We start from the raw sequence: 24,824 nt of genomic DNA, 5'->3' as shown, positions 1-24,824 counted from the left end.
GAAGGCAGGGAAATATGAATTCTGGAAAGATGCTCGCAAAAGTAAAAATACCCCTACAAACACTCTATTTTTAATAATATCCCGGGTGTAAATTGCTCATACCTTAACCTGCGGTGATATACTGGAAATATATATGAGCATAATGATTGGACTGGATATGGGCAGAATTTTACTCGATTTATCAGATGACGTTATTAAACGGCTGGATGACCTGAAGGTACAGCGCAATCTTCCTCGCGCGGAACTGTTGCGGGAAGCGGTCGAGCAGTATCTGGAAAGACAAGATCAGGCAGAAACAACGATTTCTAATGCACTCGGCCTGTGGCAAGGCTGCGAAGAAGATGGCGTTGAATATCAGCGCAAACTTCGCGAGGAGTGGTAATGGCTAAAGGATCGGCACTTTTTGACACCAATATTTTAATCGATTTGTTTAGCGGACGGGGAGAAGCAAAGCAGGCGCTGGATGCATGGCCGCCACAGAACGCGATAAGCCTCATCACCTGGATGGAAGTACTGGTTGGTGCCAGGAAATACAATCAGGAACATCGCACGCGGGTTGCGATGAACGCATTTAACATCATTGGAGTTTCGCAGGAGATCGCTGAGCGAAGCGTTGCCTTGCGTCAAGAGTATGCGATGAAGCTTCCGGATGCGATCATTCTGGCGACGGCACAGATTCACCGCCTTGAACTGGTTACGCGTAATACGAAGGATTTTGCGGGAATACCTGGCGTCGTGACGCCCTATGAACTGTAACTCGGGCGACTTACGCCGCCCGGTAATACAATGGAACTTATTCCCCCTCTCCTGGGAACAGGAACGGGTTGATGGAACTGCGGGCAAAGCCCTCTTGCTCCATACGTGCGTCCAGTATCAGTGAGGCGAGGTCGTCGGCAACGGCTTCTACTTTAGGGTCTTTTTCCTGATAGAGAATCTTCAGGTAAGTGCCGCAGTCACCGCAGCTTTCCGCTTTAACCGCTGACTGCTCGTTATCGAGAGACCAGTAGTGCAAATCGCGACTCTGTTCGCAGTTGCTGCATTTCACGCGTACCACGTGCCACTCGGTTTCGCACAGGTTGCAGTGCAGGTAACGCAGCCCTTGGGTCGTGCCAATTTGCACCACGCTGGAGACCGGCATTGAGCCGCACACCGGGCAGAACTGGCGTTGCTCGCCATATTCCGCACGGGCTTTCCCCGGAATCAGGCTCGCCATCTGCGCCCAGTAGAGCGACAACGCGGCCCAGATAAACGGCGCTTTATCGCTGCTCACTAACGAGAAGTCAGAGGCAAACAGCGCGCTGGCCATCATTTCCAGTTCCTGAGATGACGCTTTCTCCAGATTCTCAATCACTGCCAGTGCCGGGCCGCTCATTTCGGGTTTCAGCTCGGCAATCAGTGAAAGCAGGAGTTTCTGCCAGTGTTTATCACGCGGTAAAACGTGAATATCCAGCGGCGGCTTACCCTGCTCATTTGCCTCTTTGATGCGCGCGGTGAGATCTATCTCTAGCGGATGATCGTACAGCACCACTTCCTGGGCATGTGCGATCAGCGCGGCGAAGCGCAGGTAATCGCCCAGCGGGTTATTCTCAGCCAGCTCGCGCAGACGTTCAGCGCGGCGGTTATATACATTTTTGAGCCTGGGGAATAACAACGGCGGAATCATATCCGCCGTGCGTTTTTCGCTCGAACCCAGCTCATCTTGCGGGATTATGCGAATACTCATTCAGATGACTTTTCCTGTTTCTGGCGAACTTCACGGTACCAGCGCGGGTGATGTTTCTTCGCCCACGATTTGGTAACCCATCCTTCCACCATCGCGGTAATGGTGCCTTTCACCCAAAGGGCGGCGTAAATATGCACCATGATAACCACAATTAACGCCACTGCGGCAAATGAATGCAGCATTAACGCGAATCGGATCACCGGGATTGAGAAAGCAGGCGCAAAGTACGGACGCCAGATGATCACACCGCTCACCAGCAACAGCACCAGGAAGATAATCGCCGCCCAGAAAACGCATTTCTGACCGAAGTTATACCGTCCGGTGTCACCTACTTCCTCGTTGACGACGATCTTACGAATATTCTTCGCCCAAAAGATATCATCCCGATTGATTAGATTGTGGTGCCAGTAACGGAAAAACATGATGATGAACGAGGCAAACATGATTACGCCAACAAACGGGTGCAGAATTCGCGCCAGTTGTGGAGTGCCCATAATTTGCATCAGCCAGTTGAAGGAGGGGAAGAAGAACCCCAGCCCGCTCACCGCCGCCAGGATGAAGCAGAAGGCGGTGACCCAGTGGTTGATACGTTCCGGCGCGGAGTAGCGCACGATGGTGTCACGTCGTTTCATTTGCGCACCTCGTCATTCTCTTCGTGCAGATTGTCATCTTCCTCTTCCGTACGGTTCGGGCCGACGCCAACGTAGTGGAAGATACTGGCTGCAAAGGTCGCGGCAAAGCCGACCGCTGCGAGAGGTTTCCAGATGCCTTTCCAGAATTTCACGGTCGCGCTGATTTCCGGGTTCTCCGGCAGACCGTGGTACAGATTCGGCTTGTCGGCATGGTGCAGCACGTACATTACGTGCGTACCGCCAACGCCCGCCGGATCGTACAGACCCGCATTGTCGTAGCCACGCGTTTTCAGTTCCGCCACGCGTTCGCCCGCCAGCGTTTTCATATCCTCTTTGGTACCAAAGTGAATGGCACCCGTCGGACATGTTTTCACGCAGGCCGGTTCTTGCCCGACGTTCACACGATCAACACACAGCGTACATTTGTAGACGCGGTTGTCTTCTGGATTCAGTCGCGGCACGTTGAACGGGCAGCCGGCAATACAGTAGCCGCAGCCTATGCACTGCTCAGACTGGAAGTCGACGATGCCGTTGGCGTACTGAATGATCGCGCCTTCCGCCGGGCACGCCTTCAGGCAGCCCGGATCGGCACAGTGCATACAGCCGTCTTTGCGGATCAGCCATTCCAGTTTGTCGTCCTGCTCCACTTCCGAGAAGCGCATCACCGTCCAGGATTTGGCGGTTAAATCCGCCGGGTTGTCATACACCCCGACGTTGCTACCGATTTCATCACGAATATCGTTCCACTCAGAACAGGCCACCTGACAGGCTTTACAGCCGATACAGGTGGTGACGTCGATAAGCTTCGCCACCTCTTCCTGATGGTCCCGCGCCTGAGGCGCGGGGGTGAAACCGTTAGTCGCGGAACGACGGATGATGTCTTGAGATTGGTAAGCCATATCGTCTCCGTTATACCTTTTCCACGTTCACCAGGAAGGACTTAAATTCCGGCGTCTGCGTGTTCGCATCACCGACGAATGGCGTCAACGTATTGGCGATAAAGCCTTTCTTCGCCACGCCTTCGTAGCCCCAGTGGATAGGAATACCGATGGTATCGATATCCTTGCCGTTCGCTTTCAGCGTGCGAATACGCTTGGTCACTACCGCCTTGGCTTTGATATAGCCACGGTTGGAAGAGACTTTCACCGTATCGCCATGGGCGATGCCGAGTTTATTCGCCAGCTTCTCGCCGATCTCCACGAACTGTTCCGGCTGCGCGATAGCGTTAAGCAGCGCATGCTTGGTCCAGTAGTGGAAGTGCTCGGTCAGACGATACGTGGTTCCGACGTACGGGAATTTATCGGCTTTGCCCAGCGCCTCTTCGTCGCCTTTGAAGATACGGGCGGCAGGGTTGGAGATAACGTTCGGGTGCAGCGGGTTAGTACCCAGCGGCGTTTCAAACGGCTCGTAGTGTTCCGGGAACGGCCCTTCCGCCATCTTATCGATAGCAAACAGGCGTCCCATCCCTTCCGGCTGCATGATAAACGGCCCGACATTGCTGCCAGGTGCTGCGGCGCTGTAGTCCGGAATATCCATCCCGCTCCATTTTGCGCCATCCCATTTCAGGATTTGGCGTTTTGGATCCCACGGGTTGCCCTGCGGGTCAGCGGAAGCACGGTTATACAGAATGCGGCGGTTGAGTGGCCATGCCCACGCCCAGCCCAGCGTATTGCCAAGGCCTGACGGGTCGGCGTTATCACGACGCGCCATCTGGTTGCCTTCCGGCGTCCAGCTACCGGCGAAGATCCAGCATCCGCTGGAGGTGGTGCCGTCGTCACGCAGTTGCGCGAACGAACTGAGCTGTTGGCCTTTCTTGACGATCACAGCGCCCGTTGCCGGGTCGATGATATCGGCCAGCGCTTTACCGTTACTCTCCATCGCCACTTCTTCCGAAGCCGGCTCATGTGGTGTGGAGTAGTTCCAGCTCATGCTCAGCACTTGTTCCGGGTTGGCGCCACCCTGTTCGGCATACATCTTGCGCAGACGCAGGAAGATACCGGCAAGAATTTCGCCATCAGTGACCGCATTCCCCGGGGCATCGGCACCTTTCCAGTGCCACTGCAGCCAGCGACCGGAGTTCACGATAGAACCGTTCTCTTCGGCAAAGCAGGTGGACGGCAGACGGAACACTTCGGTCTGGATTTTTGACGGATCAACGTCGTTCGACTCACCGTGGTTTTGCCAGAAGGTCGAGGTTTCCGTATTGAGCGGGTCGATGGTCACCAGGAACTTCAGTTTGGAGAGCGACGCCACCACTTTGTTTTTGTTCGGGAATGAAGCAACCGGGTTAAAGCCCTGGCAGATATAGCCATTCACTTTGCCCTGGCTCATCATCTCGAAATACTGCAGGACGTCGTAGCCTTTGTCCCACTTCGGCAACCAGTCAAAGCCCCAGCTATTTTCGGCTGTCGCTTTATCACCAAAGAAAGCCTTCATCATTGAGACGAAGAATTTCGGGTAGTTGCCCCAGTAGTTAACCTGACCTTCCAGCAGCGGTTTTGGCGTGCTGGCGGCAAGGTAGGTTTGCAGGTCAGTTTGCTTCTCGCTTGGCAGCGTCATGTAGCCCGGCAGGCTCTGAGATAACAGGCCAAGGTCGGTCAGCCCCTGAATGTTGGAGTGACCGCGCAGGGCGTTAACGCCGCCGCCGGCCATTCCCATGTTGCCGAGCAGCAACTGGATCATCGCCATGGTGCGGATGTTCTGCGCGCCAACGGAGTGCTGTGTCCAGCCGAGGGCATACAGGAACGAGGCGGTTTTGTCTTTTGCGCTGGTTTCTGCGATGTACTCACAGACCTTCAGGAAGTCGGCTTTCGGCGTACCACAGATGTTTTCCACCACGTCCGGCGTGTAGCGGGAGATGTGCTGTTTCAGCAGGTTCCATACGCAGCGCGGGTGTTGCAGGGTGGTATCGCGTTTAGCGAAGCCGTTTTCGTCCAGCTCGTAGTTCCAGCTGGTTTTGTCGTACTTGCGTTTGTCCGCGTCATAGCCGGTAAACAGGCCATCTTCAAAGCCAAAATCTTCACGCACGATCAGGCTGGCGTTGGTATAGGCTTCGGTATATTCGCGGTTGAATTTTTCGTTGTTCAGCAGGTACAGCATGACGCCTGACAAGAAGGCAATGTCAGTACCGGAACGGATTGGCGCATAGAAATCGGCCACCGACGCTGTACGCGTGAAACGAGGATCAATCACAATCAGCTTCGCGCCGTTGTGAATTTTGGCTTCCATCGCCCAGCGGAACCCTACAGGGTGAGCTTCAGCGGCATTACCGCCCATCACCACGATCAGGTTGGCGTTCTTGATGTCGACCCAGTGGTTGGTCATCGCACCGCGGCCAAATGTTGGAGCAAGACTTGCTACCGTTGGTCCGTGTCAGACGCGCGCCTGGTTGTCGACCGCGAGCATACCCAGCGCGCGGGAGAATTTTTGTGTTAAATAGCCGGTTTCGTTACTGGAAGCGGATGCGCACAGCATCCCGGTGGAGAGCCAGCGGTTAACGGTAACGCCTTCGGCGTTTTGTGCAACGTAGTTGGCGTCGCGGTCTTCTTTCATCAGTTTGGCGATGCGGTCAAATGCCTCATCCCAACTGATTTGTTGCCACTTATCAGAGCCAGGGGCACGGTATTCCGGAAACTTCAGGCGGCTTTCTGAGTGGATGAAGTCCACCAGACCAGCCCCTTTCGGGCAGAGCGCCCCGCGGTTTACCGGATGGTCAGGATCGCCTTCGATGTGGAAGATAGATGCTTTGGCGTTTTTAGCTCCATCGCCGAGACTGTACATTAACAGCCCACAGCCGACGGAACAGTAAGTGCAGGTGTTACGGGTTTCGCGGGTGCGCAGCAGTTTATATTGCCGTGTTTCCGCGAGCGCTACGCCGGGCGCGAAGCCCAGTGCCGCTGCCGTGGTGCCTGCCATACCGCCAGCGCAGATCTTAAAGAACTGCCTTCTGCTGACCTGCATGGTTCGCTCCTTGTTTCGACATTGTCACTTCCCTTTTACATTTGTATCCAGATGCGCGGGGAGTGGTTGTTATTTTTCTTTACGGATATGCCCGTAAAGGTCCAGAATTGGGGTAATTTCCCTCCATCCAGGAGGGGTTTGTAAAGAATACCACATTGTTGGTATGCGTGTTCTTATACGGTTAAAAGAAAGTGAATAAGATACATCCCGAAGAAGCCAAAAGTGTGATAAATGTCACAGGATCTCGTCAGGTGACCTTATGGAAACGTGAGGATTTACACCATCCCCGGCCAGATGAGGTCGCTGAAGAAGTGCCCGTCGCGTTGGTATACAACGGGATTTCTCACGTCGTGATGATGGCGTCGCCTAAAGATCTTGAGCACTTCGCAATGGGATTTTCGCTTTCCGAAGGCATTATCGACCACCCGCGCGATATTTATGGGATCGAGGTTGTGCCTTCCTGTAACGGTCTTGAAGTCCGGGTCGAACTCTCCAGTCGGCGCTTCATGGGGCTGAAAGAGCGTCGACGAGCGTTGGCCGGAAGAACCGGCTGTGGAGTGTGTGGCGTTGAGCAACTCAACGACATCGGTAAACCCGTTCAACCCCTGCCATTTACCCAGACGTTTGACCTTGCGAACCTTGATGGTGCCCTCAGGCATCTGAGCGATTTTCAGCCGATTGGGCAACTCACCGGGTGTACGCACGCCGCGGCATGGGTTCTGCCCTCTGGTCATCTGGCCGGGGGACATGAGGATGTGGGTCGCCACGTTGCACTGGATAAACTGCTGGGTCGGCGTGGCAGGGAAGATGACACCTGGCGACGCGGTGCCGCACTGGTTTCCAGTCGCGCCAGCTATGAGATGGTGCAAAAGTCAGCGATGTGCGGCGTTGAGATCCTGTTCGCGGTTTCCGCCGCCACTACGCTTGCGATTGAAGTCGCTGAGCGCTGTAATCTGACGCTGGTGGGTTTTTGCAAACCGGGCAGAGCGACGATTTATACCCATCCGGAGCGTCTGATCGCGGAATAAATAATATTCAATTAATTTGAATAAGAATGGCAAATCCTTCCGCTTTTAGTTGTTTGAGTAACCGCCTATTATTTATCACATCAAGGCATGGCGCCTTACTCATACAGCTAAGTTAAAGGGTTTACATCATGAAAAGCATCAAAACTTTTGTCGCAGTCATCGCTCTCGCTACCTCTTTCGGTTCTTTCGCTGCCCAGTCTATTACCGCGACAGGCTCGACGCTGGAAAGCGCTGAAGCAAAAATCGCAGCCCAGGCAGAACGCGCAGGTGCCAGCGATTACAAAATCACTCAGGCTTACACCGGTAACCGCGTGCATATGACCGCTGAACTGCTGAAATAAGCCGAAGCATGTGTTGAAAGAGCGCCCCTGAGGCGCTTTTTTCGTTTCTGCGTTTACTGTTTTAATAGACCGATAAACGCCTCATACCCACTTAATCCGCAAATGGTTTCGGCGGGATGGCGGCACAGCACGCTGGCCAGATAGCTAAAGATTTTTAGCTCATGACGCGCATCGGCGGCGGCGCAGGCGATCAGTACATGGCTCACGGGGTCGTTATTGACCTGAATGGCGTGCTCGAGGGTAATAAAGAATCCGCGAAAACGCCGTTTTTGCTCGCTCCAGCAATGGGGGATCGCCAGATGATTGACAATCAGGTTCTCACCTTCGCCTTCACGGGCGCAGATGCGTTGTGCTTCATCGTCGGTAATCTGGTTTTGCGCCACCAGCCGGTGACAAATCTGGCGGGTGATGTTGAGCCAGCCTTCATCGGGGGCATTTGAATAGTGGAAACTGCCTGATGCAGAAAAGAAACGTTCTGGCTGCTGGCGAATAAAGGCGGTGGCGAGAAAGTGTTTGATTTGTTCAGTGCCAGCGGAGGAAACGATATTTTTGATGGTCAGGACATTTTTTAATGAATCATCCAGTAAATAATGGCTGTTATTGACGATCAACAGCGGTTCGACCTCCTGGATTATTGCATGCACATCAGCAAGGGTTCGCGCAATCATCACCCGACAATTCAATACGTCACGCTCAATGGCCTGCTGGTTAATGGTGGCAACCGCATTTTGATCGGATAACAGAATGATGGGCTGGCGCTCATTTTGATGCCGCTCCAGCGCACAGGCAAAATAGAGCCCGATCAGGTCGCTGTCGAACAACGGGATAGCCACTTGTTCACGCAACAGCGCAATGAAGCGCAGGCTCATATCGAATGCGGCGGGCCAGGCGGCTTTCAGGTTGTTCATGCTGCCCTGGCGATGTTCCGATACCCACTGGGGCGCTGAAATGCATCTTCGCAGGTGGCCGGTAATGTTCTCGACCAGTTGCGTATCAATGATGTTCAACGCGGCGACGCCGGGGATGCATTGTAGCAATGCGCATACGGCATCAGTGGAGATGGTCATTGCCTGTTGTTGCTGTGTTTCCAGCAATCCGGTAAGTGTGTTGAAGGCGCTCTCGCCGAGATAAATCCCGCCCTGTTCCACGACGTTTTTCAGCGCAGTCTGCTGATATTCCGGCCAGGCACTGGTGAGCTGATTGCGAAGGGCGTAGACCGCCAGTATCAGGCTGGCGAGGTATTCCCCCGAGATCAGCGGAAACTCATCAAGCTGTTCACATGCGGTATTCAGTTGTTCGACGCTGTTGCGTGTAATACCGGGAAGTGGAATTAACAGCGGATCTTTTTTGAGCAGATTTGCCAGCAGGACAATGCGTTTTTCTTCTGGCTCATCAATGAAATGACCGACGCCTGGGCGACTGGAAAGACAAAATGCACGCTCATAGCGTTGCTTCAGCCGCGACAGACGGTCTGCAACCCAGGTTTCCGGCAAGTTAAGCGAAGAGGCCAACTGTACGCGGGGGGTAAAGGGGGTCAACAGCAGGAGCGCCAGCAATCGATCATCATTATCATGGCGCTGCAAAAGCTGGAAAAAGTTGCGCCTGTCGATGATATCCAGTTGATAGCCGGTACTACCGCCAGGCTGGATGCGAGCCTTACCGCTGAGGGTAAAGTTAATGTAATCAATATCGCGCAGGATGGTTCTGCCCGAAACGCCAGTTTGCTGCGCCAACGTATTTAGCGAGCAGGGCTGTTGTTCAAGAAGATCGACAAGCGTTAACTGGCGTTCACTGAGCATCAGGTCACCCGGCGAAAATCGGTGAACGCGTTGACCTTATCTGCCGTCAACGACGTCAGCAGTTCGCGCACTAGCGTAAACAGCGCATCATAATCCGCTGCGGAAATCATACCGCTGTTGGCGTGAAGGTAACGGGTGGGCAAACAGAGCGCCGCGACCGGGCGGCCACCGCCCATTACGTTATAGCGCCCGCCGTCCGTCGCCCCGGTTTTCATGGTGCAAAACTGTAAGGGGGCACCGCTGCTTTCCGCACACGCTTTTAACGCAGCGACCAGTTGCTGATTGGGGAAATAACGCTTATCGAACAGCATCAAACCTGGCCCCGCGCCCAGCTTCAATGGGTATTTTATGCTGTTGATACCGGGCACGTCGCCCGCGACCGCCGTATCCAGTACGATCACCAGGTCGGGTTTGATATGCTCCGCCGAGGTTTGCGCCCCGCGTAGCCCGACCTCTTCTTCAACGCTCCCGACGCCGTAAAGCGTAATCTCCGGGTTATCTACTGCCTGTAAAAGTTCCGCCATCAGGGCGCAGCCGACGCGATTATCCAGCGCTTTGCCGACAATTTTGTCTTCCCCCCAGCGGGCAAAGTTCGCTTCCGGACTAATGAAATCACCGATAGCGATATCCCGATTTTCTACCTCTTCACGGCTGTTCGCGCCAATATCAATGAACATCTCGTCAAATGACAGCGGCTGTTGTTTCTGCTTTTCCGTTAAGGCGTGTGGTGCAACGGAGCCGATAACACCGGGGATTTTACATCCTTTGCGGGTACGAACGGTGACGCGATGGTTCAGCATCGACTGATTCCACCAACCCCCAATCGTTGTGAAGCGCAAAAAACCGCTATCGTCGATATGCGTCACCATAAAGCCGACTTCGTCCATATGGCCGACTACCGCGACCTTCGGCCCGCGATGGCCTTTGCGGGCGACAACGCTGCCGAGGCCATCAAAGGTAATTTCATCCACGCAGGGTTCAAGCGTATTGATGAGAAGGGTGCGAACTTCCTGCTCATCGCCGCTGACGGCGCTGGCTTCGCATAACTGCTGAAGTAACTCAATGTTCATGAGCAAGCTCCTGCTGCGTGGCTTTACGTCTGAGCCACAATCCTTTCAGGATAATGATTAACGAAATGTTCAGCGCCAGGCCGATTGCCAGCACCAGATAAAATGACCCCACCGGAGACATCAGGCCGATCAGCGGGTCAAAAATACCTAACCCCGGCGCGAGACGTTTGATTCCGAAGGCGATCACCAGTATGCCGGTAATACCGCCGGAAAGTGTGTTGGCGGTGATCATCGGCAGCGGTGCGGCCAGCGCGTAGGGGATCGCCGGTTCAGTGGCGACGGTAGCGCCGACCACAATTGCGCTACTGGCGGCTTCTTTTTCCTGTTGGGTAAATAGCTTAGGCGCAATGTAAGTGGCAATGCCCGCCGCGACAGGCGGCATCAGCGCCACTACGCCGACGATGGCGTACCAGTCATAGATATGTTTTTCCAGCAGCGAGAAGCAGAAAAACCATGCGGTTTTGTTGATTGGCCCGCCCATATCAAATGCCAGCATCGCCCCAACGAGGAAAGCGGCCCCCATTTTCATGGAGGGCGGAATGGTATTGAGGAAGTGCAGCAGACCGCTCATCATGTCGGACATCACCGGGCCGATGACGTAATAGGTCAATACGCCAAACACCAGCAGAGTGACAAATGGGATCAGCATTGAGCCGAGCAGCGGCTGGAGCGCTTTGCCGAGCTTAACTTTGCGAAACCACAGCACGAAATAACCGATCGCCAGCCCCAGTACCACCGCGCCGAGAAATCCCGCGCCGGACTGGGTGCCGAGCAACCCTTTATCATTAGCCAGATAGCAGACCAGAAACGCCGGAGCAAAAGCGGGTTTATCGGCAATCGACCACGCGATGTACGCCCCCATAATCGGGATCATAAAGGTGAAACCCAGATAGCCGATGGATTCGACAATCCAGGTAAATGACGGCGCGCCTTTCGACATATCGGTATACGGTAAGCCGAACTGCACCAGCATATTGGCAATTGCCACCATAATACCGCCGCCGATAACAAACGGCAGTGCCGCCGAAACGCCTGCCATCAGGTGGCTCATTACGCTGCCCTGTTGGACATCCTGCTTGCCGAGTTTCACACCGCTATCTGCGGCAAAAAGCTGCGAATGAGACGGTAATTGCGTGAAAATCTGGTCGATATTTTTCAGTGCCTGGGAAATGGCAATTTCATACACTTTTTTCCCCGCGAAACGCGCCCGCTCTTCACCGCTTAAGCCTCTCCCGATGGCTAAAATCACGTAATCGGCGGCGGCGATCTCTTCGCCAGTCAGGCGATTTTCAACACCGCTTGCTCCCTGGGTTTCGACTCTCATGGTATGGCCGAGCGAACGCGCTTTTTGCTCCAGCGCTTCCGCCACCATATAGGTGTGGGCAATGCCCGCAGGGCAGTTGGTGATCGCCACTAAACGTAAGGATGACGCCATAGCCGCTTCCTTATGAAGTTAAGGTCTGATTTAACAGGGCAAGCACCTGGCTGGCGTCACCTTGCTTCAGTTGGTTAATGAAATCCTGATGGATGATTTTGCGACACAGCGTGCCGATGATTTTGACCTGGGCGTCTTCGCCGGTTTGCGGTACGCCGAGACAGATCCAGCAGTTGACGCCTTCGTCGTCGCTGGCCTTCCAGTCAACGCTGTGGGGTTTACGTGCAAACAGAACAAAGGGTTGCTTCACGCAGACGCTTTTCCCGTGAGGAACGGCGATACCCGATCCAAATCCGGTGGAGTGCAGTTTTTCTCGCATCAGTAGCGTTTGCAGAAATAGCGTGCGCTCCGTGATATAGCCATTTTTAAACGCCATTTCTGCCAGTTGCTTGAGAATGGAATAAGGGGTGTTGCCCTGAATATTCAGATCAATACAATTTGCGCTGAGTTCTGACATAGAGAGATTCCGTTAACTTCTTTTTTATAATGTTAACGGTGAACGGGCAATGAGATGAGCGGCAATATGTCTGAGGTCAGTGACATAATGCGTGCTAAGCAAGCCTGGTCTTTGTGCACGGGAGCACATTTTAACGAATGGCGATATTGCAATAGACTTTCTGAAGCGCGAATAAATGCGTCTTGAATTGCGTTTTGTTTTCGTGGGGAAGCCACTAATAAAAATAGCGGGAATAATTATGACGGTAAGCGGGTATTAATGCGTTGCGTCATTATACGTTCTTCATTGATTAGGTAGCGAGTACCCGGTGTAACGCTGCTTGCGACAAGACCAAAATAAATCGTGGTATTCTATATAATATTCTAATGAATTTGATCAGCCGTTTGAATTGCAGCGAAAATGATAAATACAAAAAATGATCGGTGGTTGTACCGCCATGAGCGCAATACAGAGATAGTCTAAAGCGCCCGTGGGCGCTTTTTTAGTTTATGCCCGCCAGTCTCAGCAATGCCGTGACCACGGCCGCCGCGATAATCACCACAATCAATGGCATCTTGCGCCAGGCTAAAAATACGGCAAAGGCGACGCCTAACACGCGCGCCATTCCGGCAAAATGGTCGCTTTCATAAAAGGTGGTCGCCAGCGCCACAGAAAACAGCAACACGGTGGCCGCGTCGGAAAGTAATGCCTGAGAACGCTCAGAAAGGGCTAAGCGACTCCCGAGTTTTGCCCCGCCGAGGCGCATCAAATAGGTGCCTGCCGATAAAATGGCGATACCGATAATAAACAGCGTCATGTTGCCCATTATTTTTTCCTCGTCAGTAAGCCAAGCAGGGAAAGCAGCACCGGCAGGCCGACCGGCGCAAAGGGAACGGCGGCGAGCGACACCACAGCACCGCTCAGGCCACGTACCAATGTGGTGCGATTTTTAAAGGCCGGGACAACCAGCGCCAGCAAAATGGCCGGGAATACGGCATCCAGCCCGATAGTTTCCGGATCTGGCAACATTTTGCCTACCACGGCGCCGAGCAGTGTACCCAGCGGCCACAGAATGGCGACGCCCATTCCGCACAGCCAGTAAGCGGCTTTACGCTTCTCCGGCGTTTTCTGCGACAGGCCGAACACCACACTTTCATCGTTCATAATATGGCAGCCGAGAAAGCTGGCCGCGCGGGTGCCGACCAGGTCGCGTACCGTCACGCCAAACGGGATATGACGGGCGTTTACCAACAAGCCTGCAGCGGCGGCGGCTAACGGATTTCCACCGCTGGCGATAATGCCAATGAACATAAATTCGGATGCGCCAGCCAGCACGGTGATGGAGAGCACAAACGGCACCCAGAGAGGGAAGCCGTAGGCCATCGCCAGCGAGCCGTAGGACATGCCGACAACCCCCACAGCCAGACAGACTAAAAATATCGCTTTGATCGTGTCCCCTTTGAGACAAGAGAGAAAGTGCTTCATGTTATTTAGCCATATCGAACGAGTTTCCATTATAATGAACGCAACAGATTTGTATTTCAAGACGAACGATTCGTTCGATATAAAAAACGCGGAGTCGTGTATGACACAACCCATCAGCGTGATTGCCAAAAGTCTGGTTCGCGAACGTCAGCGGACGGGGCTGTCGCTGGCAGAAATCGCCCGGCGGGCAGGGATCGCCAAGTCCACGCTTTCCCAACTTGAAGCGGGGAATGGTAATCCTAGCCTGGAAACGCTCTGGTCGCTCTGTGTTGCGCTGGATATTCCTTTTGCACGCTTACTTGAACCCCAGGTACAAAAAACGCAGGTGCTCCGTCGCGGAGAAGGGACGAAAGTCGTGGCAGAACTGGCGCACTATCAGGCTATTTTGCTGGCGAGTTGCCCACCTGGCGCTCGGCGTGACATCTATCTGCTGTTGACGCAACCTGGGGCGGATCGCATTTCACATCCGCATCCATCGGGCTCGGTTGAACACATTATTGTGACGAAAGGAAAAGCGCTGGTCGGTCTGACAGATGTGCCAGAAGAGTTAAACGAGGGGGATTATATTTGTTACCCCGCCGATCAGGATCATATTTTCAAAGCGCTGGAGCCGGACACTCAGGCGATTCTGGTGGCTGAGCAAAATTAAGTGTTCGTTGAATATCACGGCGTGGTGGTATAAATACCGCGCCGAATGATTATTTATAATTATTGCTTCACTCAAATTATATTTATTTGTTTTTGCGATATTTCGTTTATTTCAACCCTTTTGTTATATTCCTCACGAACTGCAAACTCCCTGTATTTACACTAAAAAATCACCATGCTACTACTTATTAGCCTGTAGCAGCACAGTCAATAATTGCGAGTTGTTTATATAATCAATTATAGCCGCTGTTAAATATAAAAACAAAATACATTCTATTTTTATATTCATTACGTGTATTTTTTAAAAAATACGCGGGTCATTCTTTATTTCAAGGAAAGTGAACAAATGAAGAAAACGACGCTAGCGTTAGCAATAGGTCTATTATGCGTGGCGCATAATGGGGTTGCTAAAGCGCAAAAAATGACGCTTGAGCAGCGGCTTGAGCAACTCGAAGCCAGACTGGAGGCCGCAGAAAATCGGGCGGCGAAGGCAGAAAGTCAGGTTCAGCAATTACAGGTTCAACAGGCGAGCGAAATTCGAGAAATTAAAGCCGTCCAGGGGAATACACCCGTCAACAGCCAGACGTCTTCTGAGGAGACGAAAAATAATGCAACCAGGCCTAATCTGCTCCTTTCCGGTTATGGCGATCTAAAAATCTACGGTGACGTAGAATTCAACATGGATGCAGAAAGTAAGCATGGCCTGTTGGCCATGACCAATGCCAATATGGGTAGTGATCCGACCAACGAAAAATGGAATGTTAATGGCCGAATTTTGCTGGGATTTGATGGCATGCGTAAGCTGAATAATGGTTATTATGCCGGATTCTCCGCTCAACCGTTGGGCGATCTGTCTGGCTCGGTGAATATCGATGACTCCGTTTTCTTCTTCGGCAAAGAGAATGACTGGAAAGTGAAGGTTGGACGCTTCGAAGCGTACGATATGTTCCCACTCAATCAGGATACCTTTGTTGAGCATTCGGGTAATACCGCCAACGATCTTTATGACGACGGCAGTGGCTATATCTACATGATGAAAGAGGGCCGTGGGCGCTCTGATGCTGGCGGCAACTTCCTGGTCAGTAAGCAAGTCGACAACTGGTACTTCGAATTAAACACCCTGCTGGAAGACGGTACTTCACTTTATAACGATGGCGATTTCCATGGTCGTGCAATGGAGCAGCAGAAAAACGTTGCCTATTTGCGTCCGGTTATCTCGTGGTCGCAGGATGCATTTTCAGTTGCTGCGGCGATGGAATCGAACGTGGTCAATAACGCTTACGGCTACACCAACGGCGACGGCAAGTTTGTCGATCAGTCCGACCGCACCGGTTACGGTCTGACAATGACGTGGAATGGCCTTAAGAATGATGCGGATAACGGCGTGGTGGTGAACCTGAATACTGCATATCTTAACGCCAGCAATGAACACGATTTTACCGCCGGGCTGAACGCGCTGTGGAAACGCTTTGAACTCGGTTATATCTATGCACATAACAAGATTGATGATTTTGAAGGGGTAGTCTGTGATGACGACTGCTGGATTAATAATGAAGGCACCTATGACATTCATACCTTCCACGCCTCATATCAGTTCGCTAACGTAATGAATATGCAAAACTTCAACATCTACCTTGGCGCGTATTATTCGATTCTGGATAGCGACGGTGATGGCACACACGGCGACGGTTCTGACGATCGCTACGGTGGCCGCGTTCGCTTTAAATACTTTTTCTAATCAAAATGACCCGGTGGCGTTTTCACCACCGGGTACACAACTTACTCCAGATAAAACACTTCTTTTATCTCTGTACTCAACGGACTGTTGTCTGAGTGAGTCGGCATCACTTCACGCATGTGTTTCCACCAACGCTGGCAGACGTCGGTACTGGCAACTGCATTCCAGCGCTCCTCTGACTCAATCTCGACGGTCGCAAACAGCAGGTTGCGTTCTTTATCGAGATAAATCGCGTAGTGATGCGCGCCGTGCGCTTTCAGCACCGCTTCCAGTTCCGGCCAGATGGGGTTATGACGGCGCTGATACTCTTCGTGCGTGTCGGCATACACCTGCATCACAAAGGCTTTGCGGATCATAACGCCTCCAGATACAGCTCACGAACCTCATCGCGGCTGGCGGTACGCGGGTTACACGGCGCGCACGGATCGGCCATGGCTTTGTCCAGCCAGCCTTCGATATCCTCTTTGGTCACACCTAACTGGCTGAAACCTGTCGGAATACCCACACGTTTGCTCAATGCGCGAATGGCGTTGATCGCTTCCATGCTTGCTGCTTCATCACTCATATTGCGCGTGTCGACACCCATCGCCTGCGCCACGCGGGCAAAACGCGCAATGGCATTTGGACGGTTAAAGTTCTCGATGATGGGCAGCAGAATGGCGTTGCAGACGCCGTGCGGCAGGTTGTGGGTGGCGCCCGGTTGGTGCGCCAGCGCATGAACCAGACCAAGACCGGCGCTGTTGAACGCCATGCCCGCCAGATACTGACCAAACGCCATTTGCTCACGCGCTTCGAGATTATGACCTTCGTCTACCGCTTTCGGCAGCCACAGGGCTATCAGGCGAATCGCTTCCAGCGCGTTGGCGTCGGTGAGCGGGTGCGCGCCAATGGAAACATAGGCTTCGATCGCGTGCGTCAGCGCATCCATACCGGTCGCGGCCGTCACGGATGCCGGGATTTCCAGCATGACGCTGGCGTCATCGACGGCAATGTCAGGAATGATGTTCGGGTCGATGATGACCTCTTTGACCTGACGCGCAGAATCGATGATCACCGCGTTACTGGTCATTTCCGCTGCGGTACCGGCAGTGGTATTAATCGCTACCAGCGGCACGCCTGCGTTTTTCACTTTTCCGACGCCGGAATAGGCTGTTGATGGGCCAGGGTTTGCGGTCAGAATTTTCACCGCTTTGGCGGTATCGATCGGACTGCCGCCGCCAAACGCGATGATGTAATCGCAGTTCGCGTCCTGGTATGCCGCATAGCCTTTTTGCACCAGCGCTTCGGTCGGGTTTGGGAACACCTCATCGAACAGATGGTAAGACATTTGATGCGCATCCAGCGCGGCAAACAGGCTATCCAGCAGACCCAGTTTGACCAGTTGACCATCGGTGACGATCAGCGCTTTACCCCATTGCTTATTCGCCACGAGGTTAACCATATCGCCAATTGCCCCTGCGCCATGCAGACTGATTTTCGGAAGTGCCAACATAAAGCTCATGATTACTCTCCTTAAATTATCGCTGTATGTCCGGCGGCAGTGTCCGTGTCGCCGGGTGCGGGCGGTGCTATTACAGCGCCAGAGCGCTGGCCAGCGGTGTCACGCCAAAACGTTTACCGAGCGCAATAAGCTCTTCACGCGTGATCGTTTGTTTCATGCCACCCATCGAATAGATTTTGACTAAAACTTCAGCAGATTTCTCTGCGGTATCTATCAAACCGAACGCGTCGTCCAGGGTAGGGCCACTGCCGAATACGCCGTGGAACGGCCACAGTACCAGCGAATGTTTCTGCATTTCGACCGCAGTCGCCTGGCCGATTTCGTCAGTACCCGGCACCATCCACGGCAGAATGCCGACGCCGTCCGGGAAGACCACCAGACACTCGGTGCTGCCTTCCCACAACTGGCGGGTAATGACGTCGGTGCGGTTTTCCAGCACGTAGGTCAGGGCAATCAGGTTGGTGGCGTGGCAGTGCATGATCACGCGGTCTGTGCCGCCGGTGGCCTTGATGCGCTCGCAGTGGGAAAGGAAGTGCGCCGGGAGTTCGGAGGTCGGCACCGCTTCGTGGGTTAAGCCCCACAGGATGTGATAGCCCGCGCCGTCGCTGTCGATTTTAACCACGCCGATGTTTGCCGCCGGGTCGAGTTGAACGTTGCGGAAGAATTTACCGGAACCGGTCACGATAAACGGGGTGTTTGCCAGTAACGGCATCGGCTGGCTCAGCGCGATATAGCGCGGTTTTGCGTGGAAATCACTCGCAAATGGCGCAATATCCGCTTCATCCAGACGCAGCGTCAGGTTGCCGCCGTTGCGCTCATCCCACCCTTTCAGCCAGGCGTCAGACGTGGCTTTGATCATTCCCTGGACGAACCAGGAATTCATAATGTTCTGCATGTTCGGTATTCCTGTCTATTTTGTTGCCCGAAATCGCTCGGGTCTTACGAATGCCGGATAGCGACGCGATGCGTCTTATCCGGCCTACAAACCCATTGCGCTCAGTTAGCCGCGTGTGCTCAGAATCTCTTTTTCGTACGCGCGCACGTTCTCCAGCCACTGGCTTCCCGCAGGCGTATCGTGACGCTGGCAATACATCTCCCACACGGCCTGCCACGGCAGGCATTTCTGCTCTTCAAGCAACGCCAGACGCGCGGTGTAATCGCCTTCCGCTTCCAGCTTACGCAGCTCGGCAGTCGGCTCCAGCAGGGCGCGCAGCAGCGCTTTCTTCATGTTGCGGGTGCCGATAACCCACGCGGCGATGCGGTTGATAGATGCGTCGAAGAAGTCGAGGCCGATATGCACACGGTCGAACAGATCGTTGCGCACAATTTCGCTGGCAATCGCCTGCGTTTCATCGTCCAGCAGCACCACGTGGTCGCTGTCCCAACGTACCGGGCGGCTCACGTGCAGCAACAGGCGCGGGACATACAGCATGGCGGAAGAGATTTTGTCGGAGATAACTTCAGTCGGGTGGAAGTGGCCCGCATCCAGACACAGCGCGGTCTGGCGGCTGGCGGCGTAGCCCATATAGAACTCATTGGAACCGACGGTGTAGCTTTCTGCGCCAATACCGAACAGCTTGCTCTCAACGGCATCAATGTGGTGCGCCGGGTCCAGTTTCTCGCTGATGACGTCATCCAGCGCATTCAGCAGACGCTGACGCGGTGCCAGACGGTCAACGGTGATGTCTTTCATGCCATCCGGGATCCAGATGTTCATCACCGACGGAGTGCCCAGTTGCTCACCGAAATAGGCGGAGATGCGGCGGCTGGCCTTGCAGTGATCGATCCAGAACTGACGGATTTTCGCGTCCGGGTGGGAAAGGGTGAACCCGTCGGCGCTCAGCGGATGCGAGAAACAGGACGGGTTAAAATCGAGACCCAACTGGTTGGCTTTCGCCCACTCCACCCAGTTTTTGAAGTGTTCTGGTTTTATCTGGTCGCGGGCAACCGGCGTGTCGGATTCCAGATAGATCGCGTGCAAATTCAGACGTTTCGGCCCTGGGATCAGGCTCAGCGCCTGCTCCAGATCGGCACGTAATTCGGTCGCGTTACGCGCTTTGCCCGGATAGTTACCCGTCGCCTGAATACCGCCGGTCAGGTTGCCTTCCGGGTTTTCAAAACCGGCGACGTCATCGCCCTGCCAGCAGTGCATAGAAACCGGCAGACGATCGAGCTGGCGCAGCGCCTCTTCGACATCGATACCTACCGCAGCAAAACGCTGTTTCGCCAGTTCCCAGGCTTGTTCAAGTTGAGTGGTCATGCGCAAAGCTCCTTTGTCTGTCGTGTGGATTGAAACTGCGCAACATGGCGGGCAATTTCGCTATCAGGATGAGGAATAAAGGTGGTGAGGTCGTAGTTGGCGCTCACCACCTGACGGAAATCATCAACGTTGGTCAGTTCGTCCAGTGTCATGAGCTGGATACCGATGTTGCCGAGCGTGGATGCCTCTACGGGGCCGGCCATCACACGGATACCGCAGGCGTCGGCGCACAGTTGGTTCAGTAATGCGTTCTGGCAACCGCCACCGACGATATGCAGGCTGGTGAAGGCTTCGCCGCGAAGGTCGGCCAGTTCCTGCAGGACGCGGGCGTACAGCAACGCCAGGCTGTCGAAAATACAGCGAGCCAGTTCGGCGTCTTGGGTGGGCACCGGTTGACCGGTTTCACGGCAGGCAGCCTGAATTTCCGCGCCCATATCGGCAGGGTTGATAAAGCGATCGTCATTGGGATTAATTACGAAACGGCAAGCGGGCAGCGCCTGCGTTTGCGCGATCAGCGCAGGCAGATCGGTAATCTGGCGTTCTTTCAGGACGCGCTGCAGCAGCCACAGTCCCATGATATTTTTCAGCACGCGGTAGCGTCCTTCCGCGCCGCCCTCGTTGGTAATATTGGCGCTCAGCGCGGCATCATTGGTATAAGGCGTTCTGCTCTCGAAGCCCATCAGCGACCAGGTACCGGAAGAGAGGTAGGCGCTGTTTTTTTCTGCCAGCGGAGAGGCAATCACCGCGCTGGCGGTATCGTGACTGGCGACGGCAACGACCGGGATCTGATTACCCTGCGGGCAAATCCAGTGACCGATGACATTGCCCGGATGCGTTGGCGTGCCGAACCAGGCGTGATTCGCGCCAGTCCACGCCAGCAGCGTGTCATCCCAGCCGTCGGTATGAATATTGACGAGCTGCGTGGTGGTGGCGTTGGTGTATTCCCAGTTCATTTTGCCGGTCAGGCAATAGGCGAAGTAATCAGGAATAAGCAGCGCGTGCGCCACCTGGGGGGTAAGCTCCGGTTGTTGTTCAACCAGCGCACGTAATTGATACAGCGTGTTAAACGGCAAAAACTGAATACCGCTGCGGCGATAGATTTCCGCTTTCCCGAGTTGCGCCTGCGCCTGTTGCATCACGCCTGTGGTGCGACTGTCACGGTAGGAAACGGGCAGGCCGACACGCTGACCGTGTTTATCCAGCAGCACATAGTCGACGCCCCAGGTATCAATCCCGATGCTGTCAATGCGGATGCCTTCATCGCAGACTTTCTCCAGCCCAAGACGAATGGCCCCTTCCAGACTGTCGATATCCCAGGCGTCGAAGCCGTCTGTTTTTTGCAGGCAATTCACGAAACGGTGGATTTCACGCAACGTCAGGGAGCGGTGTTCGCTGTCGTAACGCGCCAGCATAACGCGTCCACTGGATGCGCCGAGATCGACCGCGACACAATGGCGAAAAGTCATAATGAAGTCCTTCCAGGAGTAATGGCAATGAGTCTAAGAATCCCGGGGAAAAGGAACCTTCTCGCTACTGACAGCCAAAATTAGCCGCTGGCAAGAAAGCAAAGATGAACGTGATGGCGTTCACAGTTTCCAATCATGAGCCTGTTTTTGCCTGATGTGACGGCGTCCGCATTTAGCGAACTTTCCTGCTCTGTCTTGAAAAAATGACTGGATATGCGCGCTTTCGTGTCAAAACTTTAAGGTGAGGTGGCGACCCCTTAATTACTATTTCAGTCATGTTCCACTCCAAGTCAGGAAGCCATCATGACCCTATTGCACAGCGTGGATTTTTTTCCTTCAGGTAAGGTTCCTATCGCCATCGAACCCCGGCTTCCGCAGTCTGCGTTTCCTGAACACCATCATGATTTTCATGAAATCGTGATTGTTGAACATGGCACGGGAATTCATGTGTTCAACGGACAGCCGTATACCATCAGCGGCGGCACCGTCTGTTTTGTTCGCGATCATGACCGACACATGTATGAACATACTGACAATCTATGCCTGACCAACGTGCTCTATCGTTCGCCGGATGCGTTCCAGTTTCTGGCAGGGCTGAACCAGCTTTTACCGCAGGAACAGGATGGGCTGTATCCGTCCCACTGGCGGGTAAACCAGGGGGTGTTACAGCAGGTGCGCCAGTTGGTTGCTCAACTGGAACAACCCGATGGAGAGATGGACACGCCAGCGGTCGCCAACCGCGAAATCGTGTTTATGCAGTTGCTGGTATTGCTACGCAAAAGCAGTCTGATGGAAGGGGCGACGGATAATGATGCGCGGCTGAATCACCTGATGGCCTGGCTGGAAGATCACTTTGCCGAAGAGGTCTGCTGGGAAGCCGTGGCCGATCGGTTTTCGCTCTCACTACGTACCTTGCACCGTCAGTTGAAACAACAAACCGGGCTAACACCTCAGCGCTATTTGAACCGCCTGCGTTTAATTAAAGCGCGTCATCTGCTACGCCATAGCGACGACAGTGTTACCGATATCGCCTATCGCTGCGGATTCGGCGACAGTAACCACTTTTCGACGCTTTTTCGCCGCGAATTTGACTGGTCGCCGCGTGATATCCGCCAGGGGCGCGACGCATTGCTGCAGTAACGCCGATGCCACGTGAAGTATGACGGGTATATCAACGTTTTTTGCCGCCGCTTGACGCATACTACTGTGCTGTTATTGGTTGAGGTGATGTGGTGGCAAATCAGCTCGTTCTTCATAAAGCCGACTTTTTTGCAGGCGACGCGCAGGCTGTGGCTGTTGCCGACCGCTACCCGCAAAATGTCTTTGCGGAACATACCCATGAGTTTTGTGAACTGGTGCTGGTGTGGCGTGGCAACGGTTTGCATGTGCTTAATGAACGCCCCTACCGCATTACGCGCGGCGACCTGTTCTACATTCGCGCCGAAGATAAACACTCCTACACCTCCGTTAACGATCTGGTATTGCAGAACATTATCTACTGCCCGGAGCGGCTGAAGCTGAATCTATGCTGGGAAGAGGCAATACCTGGATTTAACGGCACCCAATGGCAGCCGCACTGGCGTCTGACCAGCGCCGGGATGACTCAGGCGCGGCAGGTTATCAGCCAGCTTGAGCATGAAAGCCAGCAGAGCTGCCCGTTGGCTAACGGTATGGCGGAGCTGCTGTTTGGGCAACTGGTGATGATCCTGCAGCGCCATCGCTATGCCACGGATAATCTGCCTGCTACCTCAAGTGAAACGCTGTTGGATAAACTGATCACCGCGCTGGCGGGCAGCCTTGAGCACCCGTTTTCGCTGGATGAATTTTGCGAGCGGGAAACCTGCAGTGAACGCGTGTTGCGCCAGCAGTTTCGCGCCCAAACCGGCATGACCATCAACCACTATTTGCGCCAGATTCGCGTCTGCCACGCGCAATATTTGCTCCAGCATAGCCGCCTGATGATCGGTGAGATTTCGATGCAATGTGGGTTTGAGGACAGTAACTATTTTTCCGTGGTGTTCACGCGGGAAACCGGGATGACGCCAAGCCAGTGGCGCCATCTCAGTCATCAAAGTGATTAACTCGCCATTCCCATTCCGACAATATTAGCAGCGATGATAATCACCACGCAGCCCAGGCTCAGCACACTCACAGGACGTCGACCGGCGTTTTTCCACTCTTTCAACACCAGCCCGACAATACCGCCGCACAGGACGTAGAAACTCATGTGCAGCATCCAACTGATGTAGTCATACTGCGCCGGAATGCGCGCGTGGCCCCAGGCGTAGAAGAAGAACTGCAAATACCACATCAGACCGCCAAGCGCTGACAGCAGCACGTTGGTGATGATCAGGGATTTTGCCAGCGAGAAGTCGGCGGTTATCGACAGACTCTTCACTTTTGCCAGACGAATAAAGCAGAAGCCCAGGTTGACCAGCGCGCCGCCACCCATAATCACCACGTAGCTGGGCAGGGCGACATACAACGGATCCACGCCAAGAGCAGCAGCGGCTTCATGCATCGGTTTGGCGGCATTCATTGCAAAGGACATGCCGGCCGAGAAGATCCCGCACATGACCGCCAGCAGCAGACCTTTTTTCAGGTTGAACTCTTCGGCTTTGATGCCCATTTTACGCTCTTTCAACTGCCCGGCACGGGTCACAATCCCCACGCCGATAAGCGCCACCAACACGCCAAGCAGCGTCATGCGTCCGCCTTCGGTGTTGATCAGGACATCGAAGTTACCGTTGAGAATGGGCGTCATCAGCGTACCGACAATCAGCGTAATGCCAATCGCGATACCAATCCCCATCGACATACCGAGATAGCGCATGGTCAGGCCGTAGTTAATATTGCCGATACCCCACATCGCGCCAAACAGGAAAACAGGTAATAAAGTAGAAAGGTTAAACGAGCTGTAGTAGGCCCAAAAATCGGGCAGCAGCATGGCGCTGATAGTCCACGGCAGGATAATCCAGGAGACAATCCCGCCAACCGACCACATCGTTTCCCATGACCACTGTTTTACTTGCTTAAACGGGGCATAGAAACAGGCTGCACTGGCCGCACCTATCAAATGCCAAAAAATACCCATCGTAATCGCGTTACTCATGAATTTATCCTCATCGTTTTTATTGTCGCGTTACCCCTTCGACGTGATGAGTGTAAAAATTGTGCAGATTCTTAACCTTCTTCCCGTTGCCGCTTTTTGTTCTCTTTGGCAATAGACGCGTTAAGCGGGTGATTTAGCTCACATCTTTGGTAAGTGGGGGCGGGGTTATATCCGTATGAAAAGTGCGGCA

At 53.8% G+C, this 24,824-nt stretch carries 24 protein-coding genes; 8 read left to right on the top strand and 16 right to left on the bottom strand.

What is annotated here, in order from left to right; translation table 11 throughout:
* Window positions 1-139: 139 nt before the first annotated feature.
* Together ACO7SM_RS21060 and ACO7SM_RS21055 are read left to right on the top strand one after the other, a co-directional pair.
* Entirely contained in the window at window positions 140-382 is a 243-nt protein-coding gene (locus ACO7SM_RS21060; RefSeq protein ID WP_490470993.1) for a ribbon-helix-helix domain-containing protein, read from the top strand.
* On the top strand, window positions 382-756 hold the full coding sequence (locus ACO7SM_RS21055; protein WP_490469096.1) for a type II toxin-antitoxin system VapC family toxin: 375 nt from the start codon (window positions 382-384) through the stop codon (window positions 754-756). Before ACO7SM_RS21060 ends, ACO7SM_RS21055 begins: the two co-directional genes overlap by 1 nt.
* Window positions 757-793: 37 nt before the next feature.
* On the opposite strand, the gene fdhE is transcribed toward ACO7SM_RS21055, so the two are convergent.
* From fdhE to fdnG, 4 genes are read right to left on the bottom strand one after another with little or no spacing between them, the layout of a single operon-like run.
* Complete coding sequence (gene fdhE, locus ACO7SM_RS21050) at window positions 794-1,723, bottom strand: formate dehydrogenase accessory protein FdhE (protein WP_490469095.1); 930 nt, start codon at window positions 1,721-1,723, stop codon at window positions 794-796.
* Window positions 1,720-2,355, bottom strand: a complete 636-nt coding sequence (gene fdoI, locus ACO7SM_RS21045; RefSeq protein WP_192613906.1) for a formate dehydrogenase cytochrome b556 subunit — start codon at window positions 2,353-2,355, stop codon at window positions 1,720-1,722. The genes fdhE and fdoI overlap by 4 nt, the downstream gene beginning before the upstream one ends.
* Entirely contained in the window at window positions 2,352-3,254 is a 903-nt protein-coding gene (gene fdxH / locus ACO7SM_RS21040; protein WP_162381578.1) for a formate dehydrogenase subunit beta, read from the bottom strand. Before fdxH ends, fdoI begins: the two co-directional genes overlap by 4 nt.
* A 10-nt stretch (window positions 3,255-3,264) precedes the next feature.
* Window positions 3,265-6,315, bottom strand: coding sequence for a formate dehydrogenase-N subunit alpha (fdnG, locus tag ACO7SM_RS21035; RefSeq protein WP_490469094.1), 3,051 nt, complete (start codon window positions 6,313-6,315; stop codon window positions 3,265-3,267).
* Between the two features lie 191 nt (window positions 6,316-6,506).
* On the opposite strand from fdnG, the gene fdhD reads away from it, so the two are divergent.
* Window positions 6,507-7,343, top strand: coding sequence for a formate dehydrogenase accessory sulfurtransferase FdhD (gene fdhD / locus ACO7SM_RS21030; RefSeq protein WP_490469093.1), 837 nt, complete (start codon window positions 6,507-6,509; stop codon window positions 7,341-7,343).
* A 128-nt stretch (window positions 7,344-7,471) separates the two neighbouring features.
* Window positions 7,472-7,684 carry a YdgH/BhsA/McbA family protein gene (locus ACO7SM_RS21025; RefSeq protein ID WP_490469092.1) on the top strand — a complete coding sequence of 71 codons (213 nt, stop codon included), beginning with the start codon at window positions 7,472-7,474 and terminating at the stop codon, window positions 7,682-7,684.
* 53 nt (window positions 7,685-7,737) lie between these two features.
* Here the strand turns inward: ACO7SM_RS21025 and ACO7SM_RS21020 are convergent, their stop codons facing one another.
* From ACO7SM_RS21020 to ACO7SM_RS20995, 6 genes are all read right to left on the bottom strand, one after another.
* Window positions 7,738-9,483 carry a putative frv operon regulatory protein gene (locus tag ACO7SM_RS21020; RefSeq protein ID WP_490469091.1) on the bottom strand — a complete coding sequence of 582 codons (1,746 nt, stop codon included), beginning with the start codon at window positions 9,481-9,483 and terminating at the stop codon, window positions 7,738-7,740.
* On the bottom strand, window positions 9,483-10,553 hold the full coding sequence (locus tag ACO7SM_RS21015) for an aminopeptidase (protein WP_490469090.1): 1,071 nt from the start codon (window positions 10,551-10,553) through the stop codon (window positions 9,483-9,485). Before ACO7SM_RS21015 ends, ACO7SM_RS21020 begins: the two co-directional genes overlap by 1 nt.
* Window positions 10,543-11,988, bottom strand: a complete 1,446-nt coding sequence (locus tag ACO7SM_RS21010) for a PTS fructose-like transporter subunit IIBC (RefSeq protein WP_490469089.1) — start codon at window positions 11,986-11,988, stop codon at window positions 10,543-10,545. Before ACO7SM_RS21010 ends, ACO7SM_RS21015 begins: the two co-directional genes overlap by 11 nt.
* Before the next feature lie 10 nt (window positions 11,989-11,998).
* The gene (locus ACO7SM_RS21005) at window positions 11,999-12,445 is read right to left on the bottom strand and encodes a PTS fructose transporter subunit IIA (protein ID WP_490469088.1); all 447 of its coding nucleotides are present in this window, start codon (window positions 12,443-12,445) and stop codon (window positions 11,999-12,001) included.
* A 481-nt stretch (window positions 12,446-12,926) separates the two neighbouring features.
* Complete coding sequence (locus ACO7SM_RS21000; protein ID WP_162381570.1) at window positions 12,927-13,250, bottom strand: AzlD domain-containing protein; 324 nt, start codon at window positions 13,248-13,250, stop codon at window positions 12,927-12,929.
* Window positions 13,250-13,909 (bottom strand): AzlC family ABC transporter permease, encoded by a 660-nt coding sequence (locus ACO7SM_RS20995; protein WP_490469087.1) that lies wholly within the window; start codon window positions 13,907-13,909, stop codon window positions 13,250-13,252. The genes ACO7SM_RS21000 and ACO7SM_RS20995 overlap by 1 nt, the downstream gene beginning before the upstream one ends.
* Before the next feature lie 100 nt (window positions 13,910-14,009).
* On the opposite strand from ACO7SM_RS20995, the gene ACO7SM_RS20990 reads away from it, so the two are divergent.
* Window positions 14,010-14,558: a helix-turn-helix domain-containing protein gene (locus tag ACO7SM_RS20990; RefSeq protein ID WP_490469086.1), complete on the top strand. Its 549-nt coding sequence runs from the start codon at window positions 14,010-14,012 to the stop codon at window positions 14,556-14,558.
* Between the two features lie 345 nt (window positions 14,559-14,903).
* Window positions 14,904-16,295: a carbohydrate porin gene (locus ACO7SM_RS20985; RefSeq protein ID WP_490469085.1), complete on the top strand. Its 1,392-nt coding sequence runs from the start codon at window positions 14,904-14,906 to the stop codon at window positions 16,293-16,295.
* Between the two features lie 41 nt (window positions 16,296-16,336).
* Here ACO7SM_RS20985 and rhaM read toward each other — a convergent pair whose 3' ends face one another.
* From rhaM to rhaB, 5 genes are all read right to left on the bottom strand, one after another.
* A complete protein-coding gene (gene rhaM / locus ACO7SM_RS20980; RefSeq protein WP_490469084.1) occupies window positions 16,337-16,651 on the bottom strand; it encodes an L-rhamnose mutarotase in 315 nt (104 codons plus the stop codon).
* Window positions 16,648-17,796 (bottom strand): lactaldehyde reductase, encoded by a 1,149-nt coding sequence (fucO, locus tag ACO7SM_RS20975; RefSeq protein WP_490469083.1) that lies wholly within the window; start codon window positions 17,794-17,796, stop codon window positions 16,648-16,650. The genes rhaM and fucO overlap by 4 nt, the downstream gene beginning before the upstream one ends.
* A gap of 70 nt (window positions 17,797-17,866) precedes the next feature.
* Window positions 17,867-18,691 carry a rhamnulose-1-phosphate aldolase gene (gene rhaD, locus ACO7SM_RS20970; protein WP_490469082.1) on the bottom strand — a complete coding sequence of 275 codons (825 nt, stop codon included), beginning with the start codon at window positions 18,689-18,691 and terminating at the stop codon, window positions 17,867-17,869.
* Between the two features lie 105 nt (window positions 18,692-18,796).
* Window positions 18,797-20,056, bottom strand: a complete 1,260-nt coding sequence (gene rhaA, locus ACO7SM_RS20965; RefSeq protein ID WP_490469081.1) for an L-rhamnose isomerase — start codon at window positions 20,054-20,056, stop codon at window positions 18,797-18,799.
* Window positions 20,053-21,522, bottom strand: a complete 1,470-nt coding sequence (gene rhaB / locus ACO7SM_RS20960; protein ID WP_490469080.1) for a rhamnulokinase — start codon at window positions 21,520-21,522, stop codon at window positions 20,053-20,055. Before rhaB ends, rhaA begins: the two co-directional genes overlap by 4 nt.
* 303 nt (window positions 21,523-21,825) lie before the next feature.
* Here rhaB and rhaS point away from each other — a divergent pair, with 303 nt between their 5' ends.
* Together rhaS and rhaR are read left to right on the top strand one after the other, a co-directional pair.
* Window positions 21,826-22,662, top strand: a complete 837-nt coding sequence (gene rhaS / locus ACO7SM_RS20955; protein ID WP_192613892.1) for an HTH-type transcriptional activator RhaS — start codon at window positions 21,826-21,828, stop codon at window positions 22,660-22,662.
* Window positions 22,663-22,754: 92 nt separating this feature from the next.
* Complete coding sequence (gene rhaR / locus ACO7SM_RS20950) at window positions 22,755-23,603, top strand: HTH-type transcriptional activator RhaR (RefSeq protein WP_490469079.1); 849 nt, start codon at window positions 22,755-22,757, stop codon at window positions 23,601-23,603.
* Here the strand turns inward: rhaR and rhaT are convergent.
* Window positions 23,600-24,634, bottom strand: a complete 1,035-nt coding sequence (gene rhaT, locus ACO7SM_RS20945) for an L-rhamnose/proton symporter RhaT (protein ID WP_490469078.1) — start codon at window positions 24,632-24,634, stop codon at window positions 23,600-23,602. The genes rhaR and rhaT overlap by 4 nt on opposite strands.
* Window positions 24,635-24,824 lie beyond the last annotated feature (190 nt).

It is taken from the genome of Citrobacter sp. LJND-P06 (assembly GCF_058188415.1).
Note: the sequence above shows the minus strand (reverse complement) of the source record. Positions and strands in the feature narration are given on the sequence as shown.

Excerpts from the sequence above, each read along its gene's own strand:
- ACO7SM_RS21055 (WP_490469096.1), top strand. The coding sequence starts at position 382 with ATGGCTAAAGGATCGGCACTTTTTGACACCAATATTTTAATCGATTTG.
- fdhE (WP_490469095.1), bottom strand. The coding sequence starts at position 1,723 with ATGAGTATTCGCATAATCCCGCAAGATGAGCTGGGTTCGAGCGAAAAA.
- fdoI (WP_192613906.1), bottom strand. The coding sequence starts at position 2,355 with ATGAAACGACGTGACACCATCGTGCGCTACTCCGCGCCGGAACGTATC.
- fdxH (WP_162381578.1), bottom strand. The coding sequence starts at position 3,254 with ATGGCTTACCAATCTCAAGACATCATCCGTCGTTCCGCGACTAACGGT.
- ACO7SM_RS21025 (WP_490469092.1), top strand. The coding sequence starts at position 7,472 with ATGAAAAGCATCAAAACTTTTGTCGCAGTCATCGCTCTCGCTACCTCT.
- ACO7SM_RS21020 (WP_490469091.1), bottom strand. The coding sequence starts at position 9,483 with ATGCTCAGTGAACGCCAGTTAACGCTTGTCGATCTTCTTGAACAACAG.
- ACO7SM_RS21015 (WP_490469090.1), bottom strand. The coding sequence starts at position 10,553 with ATGAACATTGAGTTACTTCAGCAGTTATGCGAAGCCAGCGCCGTCAGC.
- ACO7SM_RS21010 (WP_490469089.1), bottom strand. The coding sequence starts at position 11,988 with ATGGCGTCATCCTTACGTTTAGTGGCGATCACCAACTGCCCTGCGGGC.
- ACO7SM_RS21005 (WP_490469088.1), bottom strand. The coding sequence starts at position 12,445 with ATGTCAGAACTCAGCGCAAATTGTATTGATCTGAATATTCAGGGCAAC.
- ACO7SM_RS21000 (WP_162381570.1), bottom strand. The coding sequence starts at position 13,250 with ATGGGCAACATGACGCTGTTTATTATCGGTATCGCCATTTTATCGGCA.
- ACO7SM_RS20995 (WP_490469087.1), bottom strand. The coding sequence starts at position 13,909 with ATGAAGCACTTTCTCTCTTGTCTCAAAGGGGACACGATCAAAGCGATA.
- ACO7SM_RS20990 (WP_490469086.1), top strand. The coding sequence starts at position 14,010 with ATGACACAACCCATCAGCGTGATTGCCAAAAGTCTGGTTCGCGAACGT.
- ACO7SM_RS20985 (WP_490469085.1), top strand. The coding sequence starts at position 14,904 with ATGAAGAAAACGACGCTAGCGTTAGCAATAGGTCTATTATGCGTGGCG.
- rhaM (WP_490469084.1), bottom strand. The coding sequence starts at position 16,651 with ATGATCCGCAAAGCCTTTGTGATGCAGGTGTATGCCGACACGCACGAA.
- fucO (WP_490469083.1), bottom strand. The coding sequence starts at position 17,796 with ATGAGCTTTATGTTGGCACTTCCGAAAATCAGTCTGCATGGCGCAGGG.
- rhaD (WP_490469082.1), bottom strand. The coding sequence starts at position 18,691 with ATGCAGAACATTATGAATTCCTGGTTCGTCCAGGGAATGATCAAAGCC.
- rhaA (WP_490469081.1), bottom strand. The coding sequence starts at position 20,056 with ATGACCACTCAACTTGAACAAGCCTGGGAACTGGCGAAACAGCGTTTT.
- rhaB (WP_490469080.1), bottom strand. The coding sequence starts at position 21,522 with ATGACTTTTCGCCATTGTGTCGCGGTCGATCTCGGCGCATCCAGTGGA.
- rhaS (WP_192613892.1), top strand. The coding sequence starts at position 21,826 with ATGACCCTATTGCACAGCGTGGATTTTTTTCCTTCAGGTAAGGTTCCT.
- rhaT (WP_490469078.1), bottom strand. The coding sequence starts at position 24,634 with ATGAGTAACGCGATTACGATGGGTATTTTTTGGCATTTGATAGGTGCG.